The 21047-nt window shown below is 74.1% G+C and carries 19 protein-coding genes; 12 read left to right on the top strand and 7 right to left on the bottom strand.

Annotation, left to right across the window (positions count from 1 at the left end; translation table 11 throughout):
• The first annotated feature begins 66 nt into the window (after positions 1-66).
• A complete protein-coding gene (locus ACIQUC_RS07900) occupies positions 67-687 on the top strand; it encodes an Asp23/Gls24 family envelope stress response protein (RefSeq protein WP_402265232.1) in 621 nt (206 codons plus the stop codon).
• Positions 684-1565: a phosphotransferase gene (locus tag ACIQUC_RS07895; RefSeq protein ID WP_402265229.1), complete on the top strand. Its 882-nt coding sequence runs from the start codon at positions 684-686 to the stop codon at positions 1563-1565. The genes ACIQUC_RS07900 and ACIQUC_RS07895 overlap by 4 nt, the downstream gene beginning before the upstream one ends.
• Here ACIQUC_RS07895 and ACIQUC_RS07890 read toward each other — a convergent pair.
• Both ACIQUC_RS07890 and ACIQUC_RS07885 read right to left on the bottom strand, forming a co-directional pair.
• Entirely contained in the window at positions 1562-2896 is a 1335-nt protein-coding gene (locus tag ACIQUC_RS07890) for a peptidoglycan DD-metalloendopeptidase family protein (RefSeq protein WP_402265227.1), read from the bottom strand. The two genes, ACIQUC_RS07895 and ACIQUC_RS07890, sit on opposite strands and share 4 nt — an antisense overlap.
• A 77-nt stretch (positions 2897-2973) precedes the next feature.
• On the bottom strand, positions 2974-4641 hold the full coding sequence (locus ACIQUC_RS07885) for a hypothetical protein (RefSeq protein WP_402265224.1): 1668 nt from the start codon (positions 4639-4641) through the stop codon (positions 2974-2976).
• 85 nt (positions 4642-4726) lie between these two features.
• On the opposite strand from ACIQUC_RS07885, the gene pyrE reads away from it, so the two are divergent.
• Both pyrE and ACIQUC_RS07875 read left to right on the top strand, forming a co-directional pair.
• Entirely contained in the window at positions 4727-5278 is a 552-nt protein-coding gene (gene pyrE / locus ACIQUC_RS07880; RefSeq protein WP_402265221.1) for an orotate phosphoribosyltransferase, read from the top strand.
• Positions 5275-7509 carry a septum formation family protein gene (locus tag ACIQUC_RS07875; RefSeq protein ID WP_402265218.1) on the top strand — a complete coding sequence of 745 codons (2235 nt, stop codon included), beginning with the start codon at positions 5275-5277 and terminating at the stop codon, positions 7507-7509. Before pyrE ends, ACIQUC_RS07875 begins: the two co-directional genes overlap by 4 nt.
• A 97-nt stretch (positions 7510-7606) precedes the next feature.
• Here the strand turns inward: ACIQUC_RS07875 and ACIQUC_RS07870 are convergent, their stop codons facing one another.
• Positions 7607-8560 carry an aldo/keto reductase gene (locus ACIQUC_RS07870; RefSeq protein ID WP_402265215.1) on the bottom strand — a complete coding sequence of 318 codons (954 nt, stop codon included), beginning with the start codon at positions 8558-8560 and terminating at the stop codon, positions 7607-7609.
• A 95-nt stretch (positions 8561-8655) separates the two neighbouring features.
• Between ACIQUC_RS07870 and ACIQUC_RS07865 the strand changes: the two genes are divergently transcribed.
• Entirely contained in the window at positions 8656-9300 is a 645-nt protein-coding gene (locus ACIQUC_RS07865) for a HEAT repeat domain-containing protein (RefSeq protein ID WP_402265212.1), read from the top strand.
• A gap of 340 nt (positions 9301-9640) precedes the next feature.
• A complete protein-coding gene (locus ACIQUC_RS07860; protein ID WP_402265210.1) occupies positions 9641-10927 on the top strand; it encodes a sodium:proton exchanger in 1287 nt (428 codons plus the stop codon).
• A gap of 32 nt (positions 10928-10959) precedes the next feature.
• On the opposite strand, the gene ACIQUC_RS07855 is transcribed toward ACIQUC_RS07860, so the two are convergent.
• Positions 10960-11649, bottom strand: a complete 690-nt coding sequence (locus tag ACIQUC_RS07855; protein WP_402265207.1) for a metal-dependent transcriptional regulator — start codon at positions 11647-11649, stop codon at positions 10960-10962.
• Between the two features lie 22 nt (positions 11650-11671).
• Between ACIQUC_RS07855 and ACIQUC_RS07850 the strand changes: the two genes are divergently transcribed.
• From ACIQUC_RS07850 to ACIQUC_RS07840, 3 genes are all read left to right on the top strand, one after another.
• Complete coding sequence (locus tag ACIQUC_RS07850; RefSeq protein ID WP_402265204.1) at positions 11672-12556, top strand: lysostaphin resistance A-like protein; 885 nt, start codon at positions 11672-11674, stop codon at positions 12554-12556.
• Between the two features lie 114 nt (positions 12557-12670).
• Positions 12671-14443, top strand: coding sequence for a phosphatase PAP2 family protein (locus tag ACIQUC_RS07845; protein ID WP_402265201.1), 1773 nt, complete (start codon positions 12671-12673; stop codon positions 14441-14443).
• A 58-nt stretch (positions 14444-14501) separates the two neighbouring features.
• The gene (locus ACIQUC_RS07840) at positions 14502-15377 is read left to right on the top strand and encodes a L,D-transpeptidase (RefSeq protein ID WP_402265198.1); all 876 of its coding nucleotides are present in this window, start codon (positions 14502-14504) and stop codon (positions 15375-15377) included.
• 226 nt (positions 15378-15603) lie between these two features.
• Here the strand turns inward: ACIQUC_RS07840 and ACIQUC_RS07835 are convergent, their stop codons facing one another.
• Positions 15604-16416, bottom strand: a complete 813-nt coding sequence (locus ACIQUC_RS07835) for a methyltransferase domain-containing protein (RefSeq protein WP_402265195.1) — start codon at positions 16414-16416, stop codon at positions 15604-15606.
• A 2-nt stretch (positions 16417-16418) separates the two neighbouring features.
• Positions 16419-17216 carry an HAD-IIA family hydrolase gene (locus ACIQUC_RS07830; protein WP_022906215.1) on the bottom strand — a complete coding sequence of 266 codons (798 nt, stop codon included), beginning with the start codon at positions 17214-17216 and terminating at the stop codon, positions 16419-16421.
• 178 nt (positions 17217-17394) lie between these two features.
• On the opposite strand from ACIQUC_RS07830, the gene ACIQUC_RS07825 reads away from it, so the two are divergent.
• On the top strand, positions 17395-18072 hold the full coding sequence (locus tag ACIQUC_RS07825) for a TetR/AcrR family transcriptional regulator C-terminal domain-containing protein (protein ID WP_402265191.1): 678 nt from the start codon (positions 17395-17397) through the stop codon (positions 18070-18072).
• Between the two features lie 28 nt (positions 18073-18100).
• On the top strand, positions 18101-18736 hold the full coding sequence (locus ACIQUC_RS07820; protein WP_402265188.1) for a TrmH family RNA methyltransferase: 636 nt from the start codon (positions 18101-18103) through the stop codon (positions 18734-18736).
• Positions 18737-18866: 130 nt separating this feature from the next.
• Here the strand turns inward: ACIQUC_RS07820 and ACIQUC_RS07815 are convergent, their stop codons facing one another.
• On the bottom strand, positions 18867-19865 hold the full coding sequence (locus ACIQUC_RS07815) for a LacI family DNA-binding transcriptional regulator (RefSeq protein ID WP_402265185.1): 999 nt from the start codon (positions 19863-19865) through the stop codon (positions 18867-18869).
• Between the two features lie 275 nt (positions 19866-20140).
• Here ACIQUC_RS07815 and ACIQUC_RS07810 point away from each other — a divergent pair, with 275 nt between their 5' ends.
• Positions 20141-21037 (top strand): endonuclease domain-containing protein, encoded by an 897-nt coding sequence (locus tag ACIQUC_RS07810; protein ID WP_402265182.1) that lies wholly within the window; start codon positions 20141-20143, stop codon positions 21035-21037.
• Positions 21038-21047 lie beyond the last annotated feature (10 nt).

Raw genomic sequence — 21047 nt, 5'->3', positions numbered from 1 at the left:
GGCACGGCACGATGGGGTTCGGTGGACGGACACGACGAGCACGACGAGACCCCTCCGGAGGGACGCATGGCATCGACGACGACCGGCGTGGCGGGGACTGCGGCCACGACGCGGACCGGCGTGGCGGGGACCGCGGCCACGACGCGGGCCGGCGTGGCGGGGACCGCGGCCACGACGACGACCGGCGTGGCGGGGTCCGCGACGGCCACGACGACGCGGGCGGCCACCGAGGGACGGACCATCATCGACGACAGCGTCGTCGCGAAGGTCGCCGGCATCGCGGCCGCCGCCGTCCCCGGGGTCCACGCACTCGGCGGCGCCGCGACCCGGGCGTTCGGTGCGGTCCGGGACGCGATCGCATCGAGCGCACTCGGCCGTGGTGGGTCCGGGTCGAGCGCGCTCGGACAGGGTGTCCGCGTCGAGGTCGGCGACGAGCGCGCCGCGATCGAGCTCACGATCGTCGTGGACCACCCGAGGCCGATCCCGGCCGTCGCCGAGGCGGTGCGGACGGCCGTCGCCACCGCCGTCACTGAGTTCGTCGGCCTCGAGGTCGTGTCGGTCGACGTCGTGGTCACCGACGTCTGGGTCCCGGCGCTCGACGGGGACGTCGACGGCGCGGACGTGGGAGTCCCGGTCCTCGACCGGAACGTCGGCGGCACGGACGCCACCCGCGGTCGCGCCCGGTGACCACCGTCGGCGGTGCCGCACGACGAGGCAGCGGCGGCCCCCGGGCGATCGACGGGCTGACCCGTGCACGGGGTGACGTCGTGGTGCCGTCGGTCGTCCGCTCCGCGGCGCGAGGGCGACCGGTGCGGGCCGTGTGGGTCAACGAGATCGGCGGCCGGACCTTCCGCATCGGCGAGGACGGGCGTGCCGAGGAGTACGTCAAGGTCCTGCCGCACGCCTACGCGTCGTGGATCGTCGGCGAGGCCGCCCGGCTGACGTGGGCGTCCCGGTACGCGACGGTGCCGGAGCTCCTCGACCACGGCGTCGACGACGAGGGGGTCTGGCTGCGCACGCGGGCACTCCCCGGGTGGAGCGCGGTCGATCCGCGGTGGCACGACGAGCCCCGGACGGCCGTCATCGCGGCCGGCGAGGGCCTCCGGGCACTGCACGACACGCTGCCCGTGCTGGACTGCCCGTTCGAGTGGTCCTCCGTGCAGCGGGCCGGACGCGCCCGCGCCGCCGGGGCCGATCCGGACGCGCTCGGCCCCGAGCCGGCCGTGGACCGCGTCGTGGTGTGCCACGGCGACCCCTGCACGCCGAACACCCTGATCGGTGCCGACGGACGGTTCGCCGGGCACGTGGACCTCGACGCCCTGGGGATCGCCGACCGGTGGGCGGACCTCGGCGTGGCGACGATGGCGCTCGGCTGGAACTACGGCCCCGGGTGGGAGGGGCTCTTCCACGAGGCGTACGGAGTCCCGCTCGACGAGGAGCGGACCGCCTGGTACCGGGCGCTGTGGAACCTGGACGACGACGGCGTCGAGACGTCAGCGGACGGCGGCGACGGGGTCGAGGCGGTCAGCGACGGCGTCGACACGGCCGCCGGGCGGGACGACTAGAAGGCCACGCCCCGCGCCTGCATGAACGGCACCGGGTCGACGGTGGCGCCGTTCACGTGCACCTCGAAGTGCGTGTGGCAACCCGTCGAGTTGCCGGTGGAGCCGACGAGTGCGATCAGCTGCCCGGCCGAGACCCGCTGCCCGGGGCTGACGCGGAACCCGCCGTTCACGATGTGCCCGTACGCGGTCTGCACGCCACCGCCGTGGCTGATCCGGACGTAGTTGCCGTACCCGCCGTACCAGCCGGCGTAGTCGACGGTGCCCGCGGCCGCCGCGACGATGGGCGTCGAGCAGCCGCTCGCCAGGTCCGCACCGTCGTGCTTGATGACGGAGCCGTAGATCGGGTGCACGCGGTACCCGTAGGGGCTGATGACGTAGCCACTCGCCGGCCGGACCCACCCGGTGCCCGAACCGGAGCCGGGTGATCCGCTGGCGCCGGAGCCGCTGCTGCCCGTGCTGCCACCGCCGCCGCCACCGCTGTTCGCCGCGGCGGCCGCGCGCTGAGCGGCGAGCGCGCGCAGGTACGCCTCGCGCGCAGCCTTCTCCTCTGCCGCCTTGCGCACGGCCTCGCCCTTGGCGAACTCGGCCTCGGTCCGGACGCGGCCGGAGGTCAGCGTCGCGAGCTGGGCGTCGAGGCGGGCCTTGTTCGACTGCTGCTCGTCGTAGGCGGCCTGCACCTTGTCGGCCGCGGCCTGGGACGCCTGCATGCGGCGCTCGGCCTCGGCAGCGAGGCCGGCGAGCGCCTCGGACGCACGGTCGGCCTGGTCGGTGAGGGAGCGGGCGACGGCGGCGTCGGCCGTGGCTGCCGCCTCGACGCGTTCGGCCTGCTCCGAGAGCTTGCTCAGCGCACCGAGGTTGTAGAGGAGGTCACTGGCGTCCTGGCCGCCGGAGATGACCGACGCCGTGACGTCGGATCCGCCGGACCGGGCCATCTGCGCCGCGAACTGTCCCGCCTGCGCGGCGCTCTGCTCGGCGGTCTCGGTGTGCTCGTCGGCGTCGGCGCGGAGTCGCTGCTCCTTCTCGGCGGCGTCCTGCGCCTTGCCCTGCGCCTCGAAGAACTCGGTGCCGAGGCGCTGGGCCTCGGCCTCGGCCGCCTTCACCTTGCTGGAGAGCCCGGAGATGATTCCCCGGATCTCGGTGATCTGGTCCTGCTTGGCGGACTCCTGCCCGCGCGCGGCCATCACCTCGTCCCACGAGGGGTAGGTCGCCGCGCTCGCCACCGGGGCGTCGAGCACCACCGTGCCGACCAGGCCCGCGAGCGCGAGGGCGGTGGCGGCGAGACGGAGGCGGACGGCGGCACGGCGACGCGGGTGGCTTGGGGGACGAGTCACGCACCCGAGCCTATACATCCGTTCAGGCACGACGGGTCGTCGCCGCGCGGCTGTGGAGAACTTCGCAGGGCGGGCGTTCAGAACCCGCGTTCCCGCCGGATGGCGTCGGCGCTGTCGACGACGTCCCGCTGCAGCACGGCGGCCCCGGCGGTCCCGGCGTAGTCGTAGACGTCGAACCCGGCGCAGTGCGTGATCGTCGCGGGCGGCCCGAGGGAGTCCTCGACGGCGGTCGTCCAGACGTCGCCGGACCCGATCACGACGAAGGTCGGTGCGGCGTCGCGGTACGCGCCGAGGTCGACGAGCCACGGGTAGGTCTGGAACGTGTCCCGCACCTGCAGCAGCTGCACGTTCGTGGACGCGTAGGTCGCGAGGGGGCGGACGGTCCAGAACTGCCCGACGCCCACGACGTCCCGTCCCCCGGCCCAGCGGTCCAGGCAGGCGGCCGGGTCCGAGCGCGCGTCGACGACCGCGCGGAGGGTGCTCGGCGCGGTGGCGACCCCGGTGAGCAGGACCCCGGCGGCGGCGAGGGCGAGCACGGCCCGGATGCCGCGCCGCGGCCGGTGCACCTGGGTGCGGCGGACGGCGGTGCGGGCGAGCTCGGCGACCGCGACCAGGGCGAGGAGCGGCGCCGTCACGATCGGCTCGAGGTACCGCGGGGTCTCCGAACCGGCGACGACCACCCCGACCGACACGGCCACGACGGTGACGAGGGGGAGCGCGGCGGCGACGAGGACCGTCCGTGACGTCCGGACCCGCCACGCCCACACGGTCCCGCCGACCGACAGCAGGACGCCCACGAGCAGCAGGAGCAGACCCGCGTCCCCCGCGGCCGACCCCGCGCGGTCGTCCGTGAGCGCGGCGAAGAACCCGAGGGTCTCGCCGGCACGCGACGGCTGGACGTAGGTCGACGGGTCGAGGGAGACGAACGGCCGGAGCGGGATCCGCAGCAGGTACCCGACGACCGAGCCCACCGTCACCGTGCCCGCGAGCACCGCGACCAGGCGCCAGGGCAGTCGGCGTGCGAGCGCGAGGAGCACCAGCGTCACCACGACCGGCGCCGCCGACCACGGCACGTACAGCGGGTTCGACGCGGTCGTGCACGCGGCGACGAGGCCCAGCACGACGAGGACCGGCACGGACGCCCGCCCGGTCCGCACCGCGCGGAGCACCAGGACCGCGGTGCCGAGCATCGCCAGGACCGCCCCGTAGTAGTACGTCGTCGTGAGGAGCAGGGACGCGAGCTCCAGCGAGGTCGCCGTCGCCGAGGACTCGGTGAGGACCAGGAGCGTCACGAACCCGAGCGCCACGGCGGACACCGCGATCCGTGCCGAGCGCCGGGCGGCCGGCATGAGCTCGTTCGCGGCCGCGCGCACGAGGGCGTAGACGGCCAGCAGCACGAGGACGCCGTTCAGCGCGAGGGCCTGCTGCGGCGTCGCGGTCACGAGGGAACACAGCAGGTAGACCGGCAGCTCGGGGAAGAAGAACAGCGCCGGGGACATCGCCCACTCGAACGGCTGCCCGAGCTCCATCGAGCGGCGGACGAGCGGCAGCAGCACCGAGTCGCCGTCGTACCAGAGCAGGGTGACCCTCGGGGTCGCGACGACGTGACGCAGGGCGATGACGGACAGGGCCAGCGCGACCAGCGCACCGAGCGCCTCCTGGCCGACCGCACGCCCCCGAGCGGGCCGCCCGGCGCCGTCGGTCCCGCGCGTCACCTCGGTGACGGGGCGCGCGTCGGAGGGCATGACCGGAGCGTACCGACCGAGGCTCGGAGCGCCCCACCCACGCGGGGCAGCGCGCTCCGGGGACGACCGGCTACCCTTGTGGGCTGTGACCGACGCGCGCGACCAGCTCATCCAGTTCATCACGGACGAAGCGGTGTTCCACGGAGACTTCACCCTCACCAGCGGGAAGAAGGCGACGTACTACATCGACCTCCGCAAGGTGAGCCTGGACCACCGTGTCGCCCCGCTCATCGGCCAGGTCATGACCGACCTCATCGGCCAGGTCCCGGACGTCGCCGCGGTCGGCGGGCTCACCATGGGCGCCGACCCCATCGCCAGCGCCGTGCTCCACCAGGCCGCCGCCCGCGGGCTCGCGTACGACGCCTTCGTCGTGCGCAAGGAGCCGAAGGACCACGGCCGCGGCAAGCAGGTCGAGGGTCCTGAACTCGCGGGCAAGCGCGTGATCGTGCTCGAGGACACCTCGACGACCGGCGGTTCGCCGCTCAAGGCCGCCGAGGCACTGGAGCGCGAGGGCGCGATCATCGCCGCCGTGGCCGTCGTGGTCGACCGCGACACCGGCGCCAAGGAGAAGATCGAGGCCGCCGGGTACCCCTACTTCGCCGCGATCGGACTGGCCGACCTGGGGCTGTCCGCATGACCGAGGAGCGTCCGGACGACGCGCACGAGCCCGACCAGACCGCCGGACCCGCAGACGGGGACGACGGACTGGAGGCGCGGCGCGGTTCCGCCCCGGACGCTCCGTTCCACGGTCTCCGCAGCGCCGCCGACATCTTCGGTGCCCCGCGCGGTGCCGACGACTGGCCGTCGCGTCGCGAGCGCCGCGAGGCCGAGAAGTCCGCGCGCGAGACCGGCGCGCCCCTGCCGGAGCCCTTCGAGCCGGTGACCGCCGAGGAGCCCGAGGTCGGCGCGACGCCGTCGTCCGCCGACGAGGACGACGCCACCCAGGCGATCTCGATGCCCGAACAGCTCGAGGCGCCGTCCGAGAACCCCCAGGCCGAGGCCGAGCACGAACGGGCGACGCTCTCCGACCGCATCCCCGCCGCAGCACCGGTCCCGCCGCCCTCCACCGCGCCGCACCCCTCGTCGATCAGCCTGCCGACGGCCCGGTCGCACCGCGACGAGCGCGCCGCCGAGAACCGCGCGATCGACGAGGAACGGCGCCGCACCGACCCGTTCGGCGCCGGGCGCGAGGACGTCGACTGGCTCGGGCGGGCCACCGGTCCGCGCACGGCCGTTCCCGCCGAGCCGACCGCCGCGCCGGCCGTCCCGGCAGCCCCGGTCGTACCCCGACCGCTCGGCGTCGAGAACGTCCTGCCGCCCACCGACGAGCCCCCGAGCTTCACCGAGCTGCTCCGGACCGCCGGCGGCGACGTCGAGGGCACGGCCGGCGACGAACGACCGTTCGACTGGGCCATCCGCGACGACGAGCCCGGCGAGGTCCCGGCGACGCTGACGACGAACGCGTTCGACACCACGGCGCTCGCCGGTGGTCGCTGGAGCCTGGCGGACGAGGCGGACGAGTCGGACGACGACGTCGTCGCCGGTGAGCTGCCGACCCCGGTCGACGGGACGCCCATCGTCGGCGCGGCGGCTGCCGCACCGACCGTCGCGCCCGTTCCCGCACCCGCACCGCCGCACGCCCTCGGGCCGTCCGCCCCCGTGGTGCCGGGCCACCTCGACGACCGGACGGACGGGTCGGAGGACGACCCGCGCCTCCCGTCCGACGCGCCGACCACCGCACTGCCCGTCGCCGGGACGCCGTGGTGGGCCGAGCCCGACGGCACCGTCCCGCCGACGGCGGCCCCGCCGCTCGTCGAACCGGCTACCTCGGAACCGGAGCCCGCCGCCTACCCGGCGCACCTGCCACCGGCGGTCGGGCAGGACCTCGACGCCGTGATGGGGATCCGTGGCCACGAGCCGACGGCGCACGCGGACGACGCGGCACCGCTCCCGGCGGCCGCGCCGGACGACCTCGACCAGTCCGAGTGGGACGGCCGCGAGACGAGCGACACGAGCGCCATCAAGGACCTCTTCGGGACCGAGGCGGTCGGGCAGCTCGGCGGGACCGGCTACGACCCGCACGACACCGGCACGCGCATGATGCCGGCCGTCGGGGCCACGCCCGCGCACGCACCCGGTCCAGGCCGCACGCCGGTTGCACCCGCAGCGGCAGCCGCAGCGTCCGCCGGTGGTGGCGACGGCGGTGGCGACCGCGACAACTTCATCAACGAGGGCTTCGCGAAGCTCCGGAACGAGGGCCGACGCGGGAAGCTGCTGCTCGTCTGGGGGTCGATCGCGCTCATCGTCGTGCTGCTCGTCGCCGTGTTCGCCCTGACGAAGTGGATCCTCGGCAACTCGATCGAGGAGCGCACCCCGGCACCGACGTCGACCTCGGCCGCGTCGGCGTCGTCGTCCCCGAAGGCGGCCTCGTCGTCGCCGGCGTCCGCGGCACCGTCGTCGAACACCCTGCAGACCCTGCAGTTCGCCACGACCCCGGCGGGTCCGGGGGAGCACGCCTGGACCGACCTCGCGGGCGGCGAGTGCCTGTCACCGTTCACCAACGCGTGGGCGCAGACCTACACCGTCGTGGACTGCCAGAGCCCGCACCTCGCCCAGCTCACCGCACGCCTGCAGGTGTCGGCGAACCAGTGGCCGGGGCCGGACGACCTCGCGTCCCAGGCGGCCGAGCGGTGCCAGACGTCCGAGGCGCTCGACACGGCTGCCGCGGCGGCCTACGGCGACGTGCAGGTGCAGGGGTCGTACGCGCCGGACCAGGCGACGTGGGACCAGGGCGACACGTTCATCTCGTGCTTCGTGACCCGGTCGTCGGGCGGCACCATGACGGGCTCGGTCGCGCCGAACGCCTAGGGGCTGCGGGTCCCGGCGGGCTGGCCGACCCGGAACGACACCACCGACGTCGTACGACGTCGACGATGTCGTTCCGGCGCGGCCAGCGGCCAGCGGCTCACGCGCGGGCGGAGACCTTCGACGACACCTCGTCGAGCGTCCGGAGCTCGTCTGCGCTGAGCTCGAGCTCCGCCGAGGCCAGCAGGGCCGGCAGCTGCTCGGTGTTCCGCGCGCTGGCGATCGGCGCGACGACGTCCGGCTGGGCCTGCAGCCACGCGAGGGCGACGGTCGCGACCTCGGTCGAGCGGTCCGCGGCGATCGTCGCGAGGGCGTCGACCACGGCGAGGCCCGCCTCGTTGAAGTAGCCCGAGACCTGGCCCTCGCGGTCCTTGCCGGCGACGTCCTCGGCCGTGCGGTACTTGCCCGTCAGGAAGCCGGCCGCGAGCGCGAAGTAGGGGACGACCCCGAGGTGCTCGGTCGCGGCCAGCGGCGCGATGTCCGACTCGTACGGCTCGCGGGTCACCAGGTTGTAGTGCGGCTGGATCGCGACGGGCACGGCGAGGTCGTGCTCCCGCGCGATGCGCACCCACTCCGCCGCACGCTCCTTCGAGTAGTTCGAGATCGCCGTCCAGCGCACGAGGCCGTCGCGCACGAGCTGGTCGAACGCCCGCACGGTCTCCTCGAGCGGGGTCGACTCGTCGTCGAAGTGCGCGTAGTAGAGGTCGATGCGGTCGGTGCCGAGGCGCTCGAGGCTCGCGCGTGCGGCCGCGGCGACGTTCGACGCCGACAGACCCTGGAACTCCGGGTGCTGGGACACCTTCGTGGCGATCACGACGTCGTCGCGCTTGCCGGACGCCCGGAACCACGATCCGATCACCCGTTCGGACTCGCCGCCGGAGTTGCCGGGCGCCCAGGCGGAGTAGACGTCCGCCGTGTCGACGAAGTCGCCGCCGGCCGCGGTGTACGCGTCGAGCACCCGGTGCGACGTCTGCTCGTCGGCGGTCCAGCCGAAGACGTTGCCGCCGAGGGCGAGGGGGAACACGGTGAGGTCGCTGGTACCGATGCGGGGCATTGGGGGTCCTTCCGGGGCTGACTGGAGCGGTCCCGTCCACGCTATGCCGCTCGCCCGGTCCGCTCCCAGGTGCGTGGGGTCTGCTGGGAAGGACCATGACGACGCTCACCTCGTCCCTCAGCGACCCCCGTCCGTCCGTCCGCCTCCGTGCCGTGATGACGGCCGGCACGACCCCGGACCCCGACGACCTCGACGTCCTCGTCGAGCAGTGCGCGATCGAACCCGACCTGCAGGTGCGGGAGGTGCTCACCTGGGCGCTCGTGCGGCTGCCGGCCGAGCTCGTCGTGCCGCGGCTCGTCGAGCAGCTCGCACGACCCGAGCCGCAGGCACGCAGTCAGGCGTTGCACACCCTGTCGAAGATCGGGGACCGCTCGGTGTACCCGGCCGTCGCGGAGCTCCTCGGCGACCTCGACCACGGGGTCGTCCGGACCGCCTGGCGCGCCTCGGTCCGCCTCGTCCCCGACGACGCACGGCCCGCGCTCGCCCGACGACTCGCACGGGACCTCGGGCACGGCGACCGCGAGACCCGCCTGGCCCTCGGCCGGGCACTCGTCGACCTCGGCGAGGACGTCGTCGCCCCCGTGCTCGACGAGGCGCAGCAGCGTCAGGGCGACGGCGTCCGGGAGCACGTCGAGGACGTCCGACGGCTGCTGCGGGACCCGGACGCCGCGAGCAGCCTCGCGCTCGAGCGTGCCCGACGCGAGGTCGCGCTCGGCCGGACGCGCTCCGCGACGGGGTGAGTGCGGTGGGCGTGACCGGATGACGGCCGGGAGGCGCGTGGCGGGCCCGCCACGCGCCTCCCGGCCGTTCCGGGGCGGGCCGGGGAACACCGGGATTCGGGATGCCGAACAGGCCCGATCGGCTTGCGGACGGGGATCGGAGCGCGCCAAGCTGGTGTGCGAAGGGGAGTAGCTCCCAGCGCGTGCATCGACACACTGGCCATCACGATGATCGGCCCGGTGCACCACCTCCGCCCGTCCCGCACCGGGGCGCGCGAGGCGAGCGAGACCTTCGGCCGTTCCGCCATGGCCGAAGCCGCTCGAGTGTGTGCAGCGTCATGGCTCGACCACGAGGACCACCATGTCGACCACCCTCTCTCCCGCGCCGCCCGCCGTCGCACCGCCCCGCATGGGCGCGAGCGCCTGGGGCCGCATCGCGATCTGCATCGCCATCGCCCTGCCGGCGGTCGTCTTCCGCATCGGCGGGTTCGCGCCGAACGCCCTCGTCGACCTGCTCGTGTTCGGCGGGGCCGTCGTGGCCGCGTCGTTCCTGCTCGCCTGGGCCGCCGAGGCCGCCCAGAAGGACATCGCCGGCGCGCTCGCGATCGCGATCCTCGCCCTCATCGCCGTGCTCCCCGAGTACGCGGTCGACCTGTACTACGCGTTCCGTTCCGGGTACGACCCCTCGTACGAGCAGTTCGCCGCCGCGAACATGACCGGGTCGAACCGGTTGCTGCTCGGGTTCGGGTGGCCGCTCGTCGTGATCATCTCGCTGCTCGTGGCGCGCCGGTTCGTCCGGACCGGGTCGCTCCCGGCCTCGGCCACCCGGGTCCTCGAGCTCGAGCGGTCGTCGCGCCTCGACATCGGGTTCCTCGCGCTCCTCGCCCTCGTCGCGTTCCTCATCCCGCTGATGGGCTCGATCCCGATGTGGTTCGGCTTCGTGCTGCTCGCCGCGTTCGTCTGGTACCTCTGGCGGGCCTCGAAGGTCGAGGACGGCGACGACGACGAGGAGCTCGTCGGCATGGCGGGCAACATCGCCTCGATGCCGCAGCGAGCCCGGCGCTGGACGATCGCGGCACTGTTCGTCGTCGCGGCCGCGGTGATCCTGTCCTCGGCGGAGCCCTTCGCCGACGCCCTCGTGCAGTCCGGTAGCGCGCTCGGCATCGACAGCTACTTCCTCGTGCAGTGGCTCGCCCCGCTCGCCACCGAGGCGCCGGAGTTCATCGTCGCCGCGCTCTTCGCGCTCCGCGGCATGGGCGGCGCGGCCATCGGCACGCTCATCGCGTCGAAGGTCAACCAGTGGTCGCTGCTCGTCGGCTCGCTGCCGATCGCGCACGTGCTCGGCGGCGGGACGTCCGGCGGGCTCCCGCTCGACGGCCGGCAGATCGAGGAGTTCATGCTCACCGCGTCGCAGACCGTCCTCGGCGTGGCGATCATCATCGCGCTCCGGTTCCACCGATGGTCGGCGATCGCGCTCGCGGCGCTGTTCGCGGTGCAGTTCTTCGTGACGGACACGAACGGGCGCTGGGTGCTCAGCATCGTGCACCTCGTCGCGGCGCTCGTCGTGTTCTGGATCAACCGCCGCGAGATCCTGCCGACGGTGACGGCACCGTTCCGACGGGCGTCGTCCCCCGTGCTGCGCGGCTGACCCGCGTCGGCGCAGCGCGGGCGGGCGGGGCGTCAGTCGGCGTCGGGGGCGAGCCAGATCGCGGAGGCCGCCGCCGCGGGCAGGTCCACGAGGGACTCCTCGCCCGACGGACCCCGGCGGGACACCGCGATCACGCCCGCGTAGTCCCGCACCCGCTCGACCCGCAGGTGTGTCCCCAGCCCGACGCCGAGCTCGTCGAAGTACCGCAGCAACGAGGGGTCGTCGTCGGACACCCGGTCGACGGTGCCGCACGCCCCGGGTTCGATCGCACCGAGCAGGGTGCCGGGGGAGTCCGGCACGGTGCCGTCGGCGCGCGGGATCGGGTCGCCGTGCGGGTCGTGCGTCGGGTGCCCGAGGTCGGCGTCGACCCGATCGAGGAAGGTCTCGGACACCGCGTGCTCGAGCGCCTCGGCCTCGGTGTGGACCTCGTCCCACGAGTAGCCGAGGCGCTGCACCAGGAACGTCTCGATCAGCCGGTGCCGCCGGACCATCGCCACGGCGACCTGCTGGCCGAGCGGGGTGAGGACGACCCCGTAGTACGGGGTGTGCTCGATGAGGCCGTCGCGGTCGAGCTTCCGGAGGTTGCCGGACACCGTCGAGGCGGACACCTTGAGGGCCGCAGCGATGTCGCGGGTGGCCAGGCCTTCCCCGCCGCGCTCGCTCGCCTTCCACACGAGCTTGACGTAGTCCTCCGCCATCGTGGACAGGGAGGGCAAGCGCATGCCCCAATGGTACAAACGGCAGGTGACCGACGACGCCCCCACCCCGAGCCGCCGCTGGCCCGTCCCGCCGTCGCTGCTCATCGGCCTCGCGCCGCTCGTGGTGTTCGCGGCGGTCAGCGCCTGGCGGGCCCGGCCGAGCGACGACTACCCGACCCTCGGACAGACGGTGGACAGCGTGGTGCGGGCCCTCGTCGTCCCGGAGGGCATCGCCGTCGTCGCGCTCTGCCTCGTCGTGACCGGGCTCGGCTGGTGGCGCATCGCGACGGTCGACCCGACGCGCACGCACCTGCGCTGGACCGCGGTCGCGCCGATCCTCGTCGCCGTCGTCTGCGTGGTGCGGCTGCCCCTCGTGGACTGGTCGGCGCTCCCCGTCCGGTACTTCCTGCTGCTCGCCGTGGGGGTGCTGTTCGTCGGGGTGTTCGAGGAGCTGATGACCCGCGGGGTGCTGCTCGTCGGGCTGCGGCGGCGGCTGCCGGAGTTCGGCGTGTGGATCGCTTCGTGCGTGCTGTTCGGGGTGCTGCACCTGCTCAACGCCCTCGCTGGTGCCGGGCTCGGCGCGACGCTCGTGCAGGTCGTGTTCGCGGCATCGTTCGGTTCGACCCTGTACGTCGCGCGTCGGGTGACCGGGAGCCTGCTCCTCCCGGTGCTGCTGCACGCGTTCTGGGACTTCGGGTCGATCGGCCTGTCGGCGACGACGGACGTGCGGGACCCGTCGCAGATCGTCGTCGTCGGCGCGATCGGGCTGTTCTCGTTCGTCGTCCTCGCGTTCGGGGTCGTCGCCGGCGGGGTGGTCGCGTGGCGGGACGACCGGCCGCGCCGCCTGCGGCGCCGGTGGCGGGCGGTCCCGCCCATGGGGGCCGTCGCGGTGCAGGGGGACGAGCCGCGCCTCCCGTCCACGGTCTGGTGACGATGGTCCGCCTGGAGGCGCGGTGCTGCGAGTGCGCACAGGCTGCGGTCCGGTTCACCTCGGCTTGGTGCACCGTTCCCCGCTCGGCCACCACCCGTCCCTAGCGTTCCGCGCATGCACAGATCAGCACTCCGCGGGTTGACGGTCGCCGCCGTCGCGACCACCCTCGTCGTCGGCTCGCCCCTCGCCGCCACCGCGGCCGGGTACCCGAGCGACACCGACAAGCCCGACCTCGTCTCGCTGCTGAACGGGTACGACCAGTACTGGACGTCGAGCGGCACGAACGACCTGCACGGCACCGTGCTCGACCCGGCCACGCTGGCGAAGAACGACCAGCTGACCTCGTGGATCAACCAGCACGCCACGACGGCGCAGCAGCGGAAGGCCCTGCAGGACTCCGAGTACCAGAACGCGACGAACACCGCCTACGACCAGTCGATGACGGTGTCGCAGGGGCTCGGCCCGGCGCTCGAGAAGATCTACGTCGAGGGCCGGAGCGCCGGGAAGCTGCCGCTGACCTCGGCGCTGGTGAACTCCTCGAACGGCACCAGCGGCGCCTACGTCAGCACGGGCACCGCGAAGGCGCACTACAGCTACCCCCGGCCCTACCTGCCGGGCACCACCACGGCGACGCTGCCCGCGACCGACGACCAGACCGGCTGCGCACCGTCGAAGGTGAACGCGTCGTCGCTCGCCGCGAACCGGGCGGGCAAGGCGTGGGCCTCGGCGGACGGGACGCTCGACATCACCCGCGTGCCCGCCACCACCGACACGTCGCACGAGTTCTCGCCGAACGACGTCGTCCTCGACGCCGGGTACGGGACCGCCGGCATCTGCACGGGCGGGTCCTTCCCGAGCGGCCACACCACGACGGCGTACCAGGCGGGCATCACCCTCGCCACGCTCGTGCCCGAGCTCGCGCCGGAGCTCCTCGCCCGCGCCTCGGAGGCCGGCAACGACCGCATCGTGCTCGGCGTGCACTACCCGCTCGACATCATGGGCGGGCGCATCGACGGCGAGGCGGCGCTCGCCGCGCGCTGGTCGGACACGCAGTACCGCACCGAGGTCCTCGAGCCCGCGCGGAAGGAGCTCGTGTCGTACCTCGAGCAGCAGTGCGGCGACACGCTCGCGAACTGCATCGCGCACGAGGCGGCCTACTCGGACGACCCGTACGGCGGCGCGGCCATGCCGGGCGGCAGCGCGCAGGTCGTGACCGACCGCGCCTCGGCCGCAGCGGTGTACCGCGAGCGGATGACCTACGGGTTCGCCGCGACCGGGAAGACCGGCCTCGCCCCGTCGGTGCCGACCGGCGCCTCGAACCTCCTCCTGACCGCGTTCCCGACGCTGACCGACGCCCAGCGCACCGCGGTGCTCGCGCAGACCGAGATCGCCTCGGGGTACCCGCTCGACCAGTCCGGCTCGGCTGCGGGCTCGTGGGAGCGGCTCGACCTCGCCGCCGCGACGAGCGCCACGGTCGCGGTCTCGGCCGACGGCACCGCGACGGTCCTCGCCACCGGCGGCACCGCCCACGTCGTGACCGGCGTGCTGACCGCGCCGCAGGGGACGACGGTCGCCGCGGGCGGATCCATCGCCCTGGCCGGCACCGGCTTCACCCCGGGCGCCTCCCTGCGCATCGTGCTGCACTCCGACCCGGTCACGGTCGGCACGCTCACCGTCGCGGCGGACGGCACGGTGTCCGGCAGCGTGCGGATCCCCGCCGGCACCCCCGCGGGAGCCCACACGATCGACGCCGTCGACGCCTCCGGAGCCTCGACGCTCGTGGCACCGCTCGCGATCACCGTGACGCCCGCGGCCGGCGGCACGGGCACCGGCGGCGCGACCGTCGACCCCGGTACCGGTGTCCACCTGCCGGTCGTCTCCGGCTGACCCACCCCTGACCGGCCGGCGCCCCGTGCGCCGGCCGGTCGTCCCCCTCGGAGTCCCCATGCGCAAGCGCACCCTCTGGGCCGGCGCCTCGGTCGTCGGCGCCCTGGTCGTCGCCGGAGCCGTCGCCGTCCCGCTCGTCGTCGGCTCGCCGTCGGCCGAGTCGGCACCGACGCACGGCACCACCGTCTCGACGCCCACCCCGTCGGCGGCGCCACCCGTGCCGCGGGTCGGGGCGGCGACGCTCGCCGCGCTGCCCGAGGCGCAGTACTCGGCGGTCATCGGCGGTCTCATGCCGTTCGACCGGACCGTCACCGCCGACACCGTCTTCCGACTCCGCGGCGACGCACCCCTGTTCGGTGCCGCGCGGACCACGCCCGTCGCGCGCTTCGCCGCCACGGACTTCCTCCGGCAGCCCACGACGGTCGTCGGGCTCGAGCGCGACGGTGACTGGGAGCGCGTCTTCACCCCCGCACGGCAGGAGCTGCCGTCGGCGGCCGGGGGCACGGCCGCGGCACAGACCTCGGCGTGGGTCCCGGTGGCGTCCCTCCGGGAGGTGTCGACCCCGACCCGGCGCGTCGTCATCTCGACGACGGACCAGTCGGTGTCGATCGTCGACGCGGCAGGGCACGTCGACCAGCGCTTCGACGCCGGTGTCGGCACGGCGGACACCCCGACGCCGACTGGCGTGACCGGCTACCTCGAGCAGCGGTACGTCGACCCGGCGCAGGGGACCGGCGACCACCCGATCCAGCTGACCTCGTTGCACTCGAGCGCGGCCGACGAGCCGTACGGCGGGCACGACGGTGGGCTGATCGGGCTGCACTGGAACGCGACGACCTCGGGGGCGGTGTCGCACGGGTGCGTCCGGCTCGACGCCGAGGCGGTGGCCGCGGTGGACGCGCTGCCGCTCGGCACCCTCGTCACGGTCGAGTAGCGGGCGGGGCGGCAGCGGCGACGACCGCCGGAGGCTCGACCGGAGGTTGCGATCGCGGGCTGACCGTCCTGGTTCCGAGGACCCGGGATCCGCGAACCAGAACGGTCACGCCGCCGGGAGATCCTCGTTCCGTTCCGTTCCGTTCCGTTCCGTTCCGGGCCGGGCCGGGCCGGGCCGGGCCGGGCCGGGCCGAGCCGGGCCGAGCCGAGCCGGGCCGGGCCGGGGCTCAGGGCTTGCGGCCGACGGCGAACACCCGCCGGAACGGGTACACCGTGCCGTGCACGCCAGCCGGGTAGGCCGACCGGAGCGCCGCGGCGTACTCGGCCTCGAACGCGGAGGTCGTCGCTCCGGTCGGGTCCGCCGCGTCGAGCGCCTGCAGTGCCGGACGGAGCCCGGTGCCACGGACCCAGTCCAGCACCGGGTCGACGCCCGTCAGGAGCTGGGCGTACGTGGTCTCCCAGGCGCGGGCCGCGAACCCGGCGTCGAGCAGGATGCCGAGGTACCCCGCCGGGTCGAGCACCGGCTCGGAGCGCAGGACCCCGTCGAGCGCGGACGCCCACGGCCCCGAGGCCGCGACGGACCGCATGAGCGCGTGCGACGGCGACCCGAAGTTGCCCGGCACCTGCATCGCGAACCACGAACCGGACGGCATCGCGTCGAGCCACGTCGGCAGCAGGGACACGTGGGACGGCACCCACTGCAGTGCCGCGTTCGTCACGACCACGTCGTCGGTGGGGCCCGGCGTCCAGTCCTCGATCGCACCGAGCGCGAACGACAGGTTCGGCACGTCCGCCAGGGCCGGGTCGGCCGCAGCCGACGCGAGCATCTCCGCCGAGCTGTCGATCCCGATCACCGTCGACCGACGCCACCGCGCTGCCAGCGTGGCGGTGAGGGCCCCGGGACCGCAGCCGAGGTCGACGACGCGACGTGGCGCCTCCTGGTCGGCACCCGACGGCCACGCGACCTGCGCGAGGAGGTCGTGGAACGGCCGCGCGCGGTCGTCCGCGAAGGCGGCGTACCGTGCGGGGTCCCAGCGCATCGTCAGATCTCGACCTCGAAGGGTTCGGTGCGGACGAGCTCGTGCACACCCGAGATGATCTCGCTCGGCCGGAACGGGTACTTCTCGATCTCGGCCTGGTCGCTGATCCCGGTCATGACGAGCACGGTGTGGAGTCCGGCCTCGATGCCGGCCTGCACGTCGGTGTCCATCCGGTCGCCGATCATGCCGGTGTTCTCGGAGTGCGCACCGATCCGGTTCATCGCCGACCGGAACATCATCGGGTTCGGCTTGCCGACCACGTAGGGCTGCTTGCCGGTGGCCTTCTCGATCATCGCCGCGATGGCGCCGGTCGCGGGGAGGACCCCCTCGGCGCTCGGACCGGTCGCGTCGGGGTTGGTGACGATGAACCGGGCGCCGTCGCGGATGAGCCGGACGGCCTTGGTGATCGCCTCGAACGAGTAGTTGCGGGTCTCGCCGACGACCACGTAGTCCGGAGCGGTCTCGGTCATGATGAATCCGGCCTCGTGCAGGGCGGTGGTCATGCCGGCTTCGCCGATGACGAACGCCGAGCCGCCGGGCATCTGGGACCGGCAGAAATCGGCGGTCGCAAGGGCCGAGGTCCAGATGCGGTCCTCGGGGACGTCGATGCCGGAGCCGCGCAGCCGGGCGCTGAGGTCGCGCGGCGTGAAGATCGAGTTGTTCGTCAGGACGAGGAACTCGGTGCCCTGGTCCTGCCACTGCTGGAGGAGCTCGGGAGCGCCGGGGAGCGCCTGGTTCTCGTGCACGAGCACGCCGTCCATGTCGGTCAGCCAGCACTCGACCTCGTCGCGGGATGCCATGCCCTCACCCTAGTGCGCGCCCGTGACGGCCCGGCTCGGTGCCGGCTCGGAGAAGGCCGGGAGGAACGGATCGGCCCTTGCGGGCAGGCCGCGGACCCGGGATGGTCGAGACACCGAACGGCGGTCGGCTTTGCCCTAGGCTTTTCGGGACACGTACTGGAACCAAGGAGGCTGCACCGTGCTCGTCGAACCCGGAACCCCGACCGCTCCACCCCGGCCCGCCTCGGCGCCGGAGCAGGCCGAGGTGACCCCGCGACGACGCCGTGGCCGCCCCAACGTGCTCAGCCGCGAGCAGGTGATCGACGCCGCGACCGCCATCGCGAACGAGGACGGGCTCGACCGGCTCTCCTTCCGTGCGCTCGGCGTCCGCCTGGGCGTCGCGCCGATGACCGTGCACCGGACCATCGGCGGCCTGGACGACCTGCACGCAGAACTCGTGCGCCGCACGGTCGACGAGTTCACCGCCACGTTCGTCTGGCCGGACGAGTGGCACGCGGTCGTGCGGACCTTCGCCACGACCTTCCGCGACCTCATGCTCACCCACCCCCTCGTGCTCGAGTCGCACAGCCGTCGCGGGGCCCTGGTCTCGACGGAGTCCGACGCCGTCGTGGCGAAGGTCGTCGGCGCGCTGCGGTCGGCCGGCCTGCCCGACGCCGAGGCGATGTACGCGTTCTTCGTCGTCTACGACTTCGTGGTCGGGCACACGGGCGTGCAGGTCGGACGGGGTTCCGCCGCGGCCGGGCGTCCGGAGCGGCACGCACTCGTGGCGGAGATCCTCGGTTCGCACTCGTACGAGGAGCGGTTCTCCCTCGGGCTCGACGTCCTCATCACGGGGATCGAGGCCCGCGTCCGCTGACGTCCGGGACCGGCTCTACGCTGGGGACGTGACCGCCGTCCCCGAACCGTCCCACGAGCGGACGACGCACGGGGTGGGACCGCACCCGGAACCCTGGCCGGACGACCCGCGGCTCGACCCGGAGCTTCTCGCGACCGGAGACACCCGCAACGTCGTCGACCGCTACCGGTACTGGTCGATGGACGCGATCGTCGCCGACCTCGACACTCGCCGACACGCGTTCGACGTCGCCATCGAGAACTGGCAGCACGACCTCAACATCGGGTCGATCGTGCGGAGCGCCAACGCCTTCCTCGCCGGGACGGTGCACATCGTCGGGCGTCGGCGGTGGAACAAGCGCGGCGCGATGGTGACGGACCGGTACCAGCACGTCCGGTACCACCCCGACGTCGCCGCCTTCCTCGAGGCCATGCGCGCCGAGGGCCGTCCGGTGATCGCGATCGACAACACCCCCGGGGCGTCCCGCATCGAGACGGCGCCGATCCCGGAACGGTGCGTGTTCCTGTTCGGCCAGGAGGGCCCCGGGCTGACCGACGAGGCCGTCGCCGGCGCGGACGGACACCTCGAGATCGCGCAGTTCGGGTCGACGCGGAGCATCAACGCCTCGGCCGCCGCGGCCATCGTGATGCACAGCTGGGTGGTCCAGCACGCCGAGCTCCCCTGACGGCGGCGTCGCCGGGCCGGACCGCGGGTGTCGCCGGGCCGCGCCGCTCGCGTGGCGGGTCCGGCGGGGCGGGGACGAGCCGCGCCTCCCGTCCGCCTGCGCGTCAGCGCGCCTCCCGTCCGCCTGCGCGTCAGCGCGCCGCGGTCGTCCGCCGCGCGACGAGCCGCGGCTCCACGAGCACCTCGGTCGCCGCCGTGCTCGGGTCGGCGATCCGGGCGAGGAGTCGTTCGCCGGCGCCGCGCCCGATCTCGACGCTGCGGTCGTCGATGCTGGTCAACCCGACGTACCGCGTCGCCGCGAGCGGGGTGTCGTCGTAGCCCATGACCGACACGTCCTCGGGGACGCGCAGCCCGCGCTCGGCGAGCTCGGACAGGGCACCGAGGGCCATCACGTCGTTCGCCGCGAACACCGCCGTGACGTCGGGGTGCACGTCGAGCAGCTGCGCGACCGCGCGGGAACCGGCCTCCTCGGTGGGCTCGCCGGGGAGCACGACCGTGGCGACCTCGGCGCGGCCGTCGACCCCGGCCCCGAAGCCGATCCGCCGCTCGTCGGACGCGGCCGACGAGGCACCGATGAACCCGAGCCGAGCGTGCCCGAGGGCGAGCAGGTGCTCCGCGGCCATCGCCCCGCCCGCGCGGTCGTCGTTCGCCACGGTGTCCGCACGGGGGATCGCGACGCGGCCGCCGGCGATGACGAGGGGTGTGGAGGCCGGGACGGCCAGGTCGGTGTCGGGCTCACCGGCGATCACGAGCCCCTCGACGCGCATCGACAGGAAGCCCTCGACGGGCGAGGCGTCGAGCCCGGTGTTGAGGAACCGGTCGGCGACGACGAGCCGGTGGCCCTGGTCCTGCAGGGACTCGCGGAGGCCGGTCAGCAGGTCGACGAACCACTGGTTCCGGAAGTCGTCGAGGACGACGCCGATCGTCCGGGAGCGCGTGCCCGCGAGCGAGACCGCGGCCGTGGAGGGGCGGTAGTCGAGCTCCTGGATCGCCTTGAGCACCGCATCACGCCGCTGCTGGCTCACCCGCGGGGAGCGCTGCAGGACGAGCGACACGAGGGACTTCGAGACCCCGGCGCGCGCGGCGACGTCGTAGATGGTCGCGGGTTTGCCGGCTCCCATGATCTGCATCGACCTCCGTGGCTCTCCCGTCGATGGTAGCGGGGGCGGGGCGGGCGCACGCTCGGGGCCGTGTGCGCGCGGCGCGCGCGGCGCGCGCGGCCCTGGGCCGCTGGGCCGCTGGGCCGCTTCGTGAGCAGAAACGGTCGGGTGCGTGGTCCCGACCCGACATCTCCTGCTCACGATCTGCGCGTGGTCACTCCTCCACACGGGAGGCGCGGTGCGAGTTCTGCACGAGTGCTTCCGGTCGGGGGTGGTGCGGGAGCGCGGGTCGCGAGCATGACCGCATGCGACCACGACCGCTTCCGCCCGCGCTCCGCGACCGCGCGTTCGACGTGCACGCCGCGGACCGCGCAGGAGTCTCCCGACAGCGACTCCGTCGGAGCGACCTCGTCCGGCCCACCCGGTCGATCCGGTGGCCCCGCGATCGCCCACCCGACGCCGTCCAGCGGATCCGAGCCCTCCGGCCGGTCCTGCTGCCCGGACAGTTCATCAGCCACGTCTCCGCCGCCGTGCTCTGGGGGCTGCCCGTCCCGGTCGACGACGGCGCGCCGGTGCACGTCACGAGTCCGATCCCGACCGCCCAACCGCGTCGCACGGGTGTGGTCGGACACCGGATCACGCCCGACCGAGCGGACGTCGTCGAGCGGTGGGGCATGCCCGCGAGCACTCCCGCAGCGCTGTGGGTCGACTGCGGCGCGATGCTGACGACCGACGAGCTCATCGTGCTCGGCGACGCGATCGTGACCGAGCCACGGTGTCGCACGACGATCGACGACCTCCGGACCGCACTCGTCCGGGCCGGAGCCCGAGCGGGCGTCCGGAAGCTGCGGACGGCGATCGAGCTGGTCCGGGTCGGTGCCGGTTCGCCCCAGGAGACGCGGGCACGGCTCGCGATCGTCCGCGCGGGCCTTCCCGAACCGGAACTGCAGGTCGAGGTCCGAGACGAGGCAGGGTCCTTCATCGGCCGGGTCGACATGGCCTACCCGCGGCACCGCGTCCTGATCGAGTACGAGGGCGACCACCACCGCACGGATGCCGCGCAGTGGGCCAGCGACCTCCGGCGCTACCGTGAGGCCGAGCGCCTCGGCTGGGTCGTCGTCCGGTGGTCGCGCTCGGACCTCACCCGGTACGTCGGCGAGGCCATCGAACACCTGCGGTCGGTGCTCACGCGCCGGGGGTAGCGTCCGGGCA

Origin of the sequence: Curtobacterium sp. NPDC098951, assembly GCF_044759965.1 — a bacterium.
Classification (GTDB): domain Bacteria; phylum Actinomycetota; class Actinomycetes; order Actinomycetales; family Microbacteriaceae; genus Curtobacterium.
The sequence above is the reverse complement of the archived record's forward strand: the minus strand, read 5'-3'. Positions and strand labels throughout refer to the sequence as shown.